This is a genomic window from Pseudoalteromonas sp. S3178 (assembly GCF_005886985.1).
Lineage (GTDB): Bacteria > Pseudomonadota > Gammaproteobacteria > Enterobacterales > Alteromonadaceae > Pseudoalteromonas > Pseudoalteromonas carrageenovora.
In genome coordinates this window covers 1-2,964 of the sequence record NZ_PNCW01000109.1, presented here as the reverse complement: position 1 = coordinate 2,964, position 2,964 = coordinate 1, and the positions used below count along the sequence as shown (strand labels likewise).

1 protein-coding gene is annotated in these 2,964 nt (G+C 41.6%); it reads left to right on the top strand.

The features are described from left to right. Positions 1-79: 79 nt before the first annotated feature. Positions 80-2,964, top strand: a 2,885-nt coding sequence (locus CWC11_RS20025) for a PD40 domain-containing protein (protein WP_138684103.1), incomplete at its 3' end; no start/stop codon positions are given.

Below are 2,964 nucleotides of genomic sequence, written 5' to 3'. Positions count from 1 at the left end.
TAACGCTGGCAAGTTAGGCTTGTTTTTGTTGCAATCATGTAAAATAGATTTAACTGCAACAATAACAAGCGAGAAACGCATGAAAAAAATGCTTCATACAATATTGGCACTTTCAGTGTCATTGGCTCTAGGGCATGTAAATGCTGCCGAAAAAGATGAACAAAAATGGCAAGTAGATTCTCCTAAAGGCCAGTTTGTTGACGCTGCAATTAGCGTTGAACAAGGCACATGGATGAATATTGATGTAAGCCCGGATGGAAAAACAGTTGTGTTTGACCTGCTCGGTGATATTTACACTATGCCAATGGGGGGCGGTACAGCAACAAAACTCACCTCTGATATTGCATGGCAAATGCAGCCTCGCTTTAGTCCCAATGGTAAAAGTATTGCGTTTACGTCAGATCAAGGTGGCGGCGATAATATTTGGACAATGGACTTAGATGGCGAAAATCAACACGCGGTTACTGATGAAACCTTTAGGCTTTTAAACAGCCCCGCATGGAGCCCTGATGGCGATTACTTAGTTGCACGTAAACACTTTACTGCAAGCCGCTCGCTGGGAGCTGGTGAGGTGTGGCTTTATCATAAGGCGGGTGGTAAAGGTGTACAGCTTACTAAGCGCGAGAACGATCAAAAAGATTTAGGTGAGCCAATGTTCTCCCCAGATGGGCGTTATGTTTACTTTTCACATGATGCAACGCCTGGTAAAACTTTTCATTATTCAAAAGATTCAGTAGCCGGTATTTATAAAATTAAACGCTACGACCGTGCAACGGGCGAGATAGAAACTGTTATTGACATTATGGGGGGAGCTATAAGGCCCACACCGTCACCCGATGGTAAAAAGTTAGCATACATTAAGCGCGATGACTTTCAAACCAGCCTTTATTTATACGATTTAAGCAGCGGCGAGCACACTAAGCTTTACGATAAACTTGAGCGTGACATGCAAGAAACGTGGGCAATTCATGGTGTTTATCCAACCATTGCATGGACGCCAGATAACGAAGAACTCGTTTTTTGGGCTGGTGGTACTATTCATAAGTTAGACGTTAGCGACAAGTCAGTTAGCACCGTTGCATTTAAAGTAGAAACCAGTAAAAAAATTCAAAAAGCAGTGCGATTTACACAAAACTTAGATACCGACGAGTTTGATGTAAAAATGCTACGAAATGTACAGGTAAGCCCTGATGGCGAAACGGCCATTTTTGAAGCACTTGGTTATATTTATAAACGTGATCTAGAGTCGGGTAAGATTAAACGTTTAACTAAACAAAGTGAGCATTATGAGTTATTCCCGCAATACTCTCGTGATGGTAAAAAAATCGTATACACCACTTGGAATGATAACAAGCAAGGCACGGTACGCGTTGTATCGTCGCGCAGCGGACGTGGCGATACGATTACCACAGAGCCTGGTAAGTATGTAGAGCCAACATTTAGCCCAAATGGTAAAACGGTTGTGTACCGAAAAGCCACAGGTGGCAGCATATTGAACCCTAAGTGGTCTTTAAACCCAGGCATTTATAGCGTAAGCGTTAAAGGTGGTAAAAGTGAGCTGATTTCTAAAAGCGGGTATCAACCACAGTTTGGTGATGAAAGTGATCGCGTTTTTATTATGAGCCCATGGCCAAAACCAACGCTTAGCGTAGTAGATCTTAAAAGTAAAAAAATACGTAAGCTTTATGAGTCTGAGCATGCAACTGAATTTAGAGTTTCACCAGATGGTAAATATTTAGCGTTTGCTGAGCGGTTTAAAGTGTTTGTAACACCTTTTGTAGAAAGTGGCTCAACAATTAATATAAGCCCTAAGGATAGCCAGTTCCCTATAGAGCAATTGTCTGCTCGTGCGGGTGAAAACATTAGCTGGAATACTAAAAGCAATACGCTTTATTGGACTTTAGGCCCAGAGCTTTACCATGCAAGTTTAGAGGGAATGTTTGCAATTAATAAAGCCGAAGATGCTGACTTTAAAGTAAAAAGCGGTGAACGCATTGGTTTTAGTAAAAAAATGGCTGAGCCTAAAGGCATGATTGCGTTAAAAGGCGCAAAAATTATTACCATGGATGGCGAAAAGGTCATCGAAAATGGTGTGATAATTACAGATGGCAAGCACATCAAATCAATTGGTACAGTTAATGAAGTAACCATACCAAAAGATGCAAAAGTAATTGATGTAACAGGTAAAACGATTATGCCTGGTATTGTTGATGCGCATGCACATGGCTCTCAAGCAAGTGATGAAATAATTCCACAGCAAAATTGGAAAAACTTTGCAGGTTTAGCGCTGGGTGTCACTACAATTCATGACCCATCAAATGATACAACAGAAATATTTACTGCCAGTGAAATGCAAAAGGCAGGGATGATTGTTGGCCCGCGTATTTTCTCAACTGGGACTATTTTATATGGCGCAAATATGCCGGGTTATACGTCACACATAGATTCGTTAGAGGATGCTAAATTTCATTTAGAGCGACTTAAAAAAGTGGGGGCGTTTAGTGTTAAATCGTATAACCAACCACGGCGTGAGCAGCGCCAGCAAGTAATTGAAGCCGGGCGTGAACTTGAAATGATGGTAGTGCCAGAAGGCGGCTCATTATTGCAACATAACTTAAGTATGGTGGTTGATGGCCACACAGGTATTGAACATTCTATTCCTGTTGAGCATATTTACGATGATATAAAACAGTTATGGTCGCAAAGTGATGTAGGCTATACACCTACATTAGTTGTTGCTTACGGAGGTATATGGGGTGAAAACTATTGGTATGATAAAACGGATGTGTGGAACCACCCACGTTTAAGTAAATTTGTGCCTAAAAATCAATTATTACCGCGCTCTATGCGCCGCGTAAAAGCGCCTGATCATCACTATAATCACTTTAATAACGCACGTGTAGCAAAAGAGCTGCAAGACTTGGGCGTACTGGTTAATTTAGGTGCCCATGGGCAGCGTGAAGG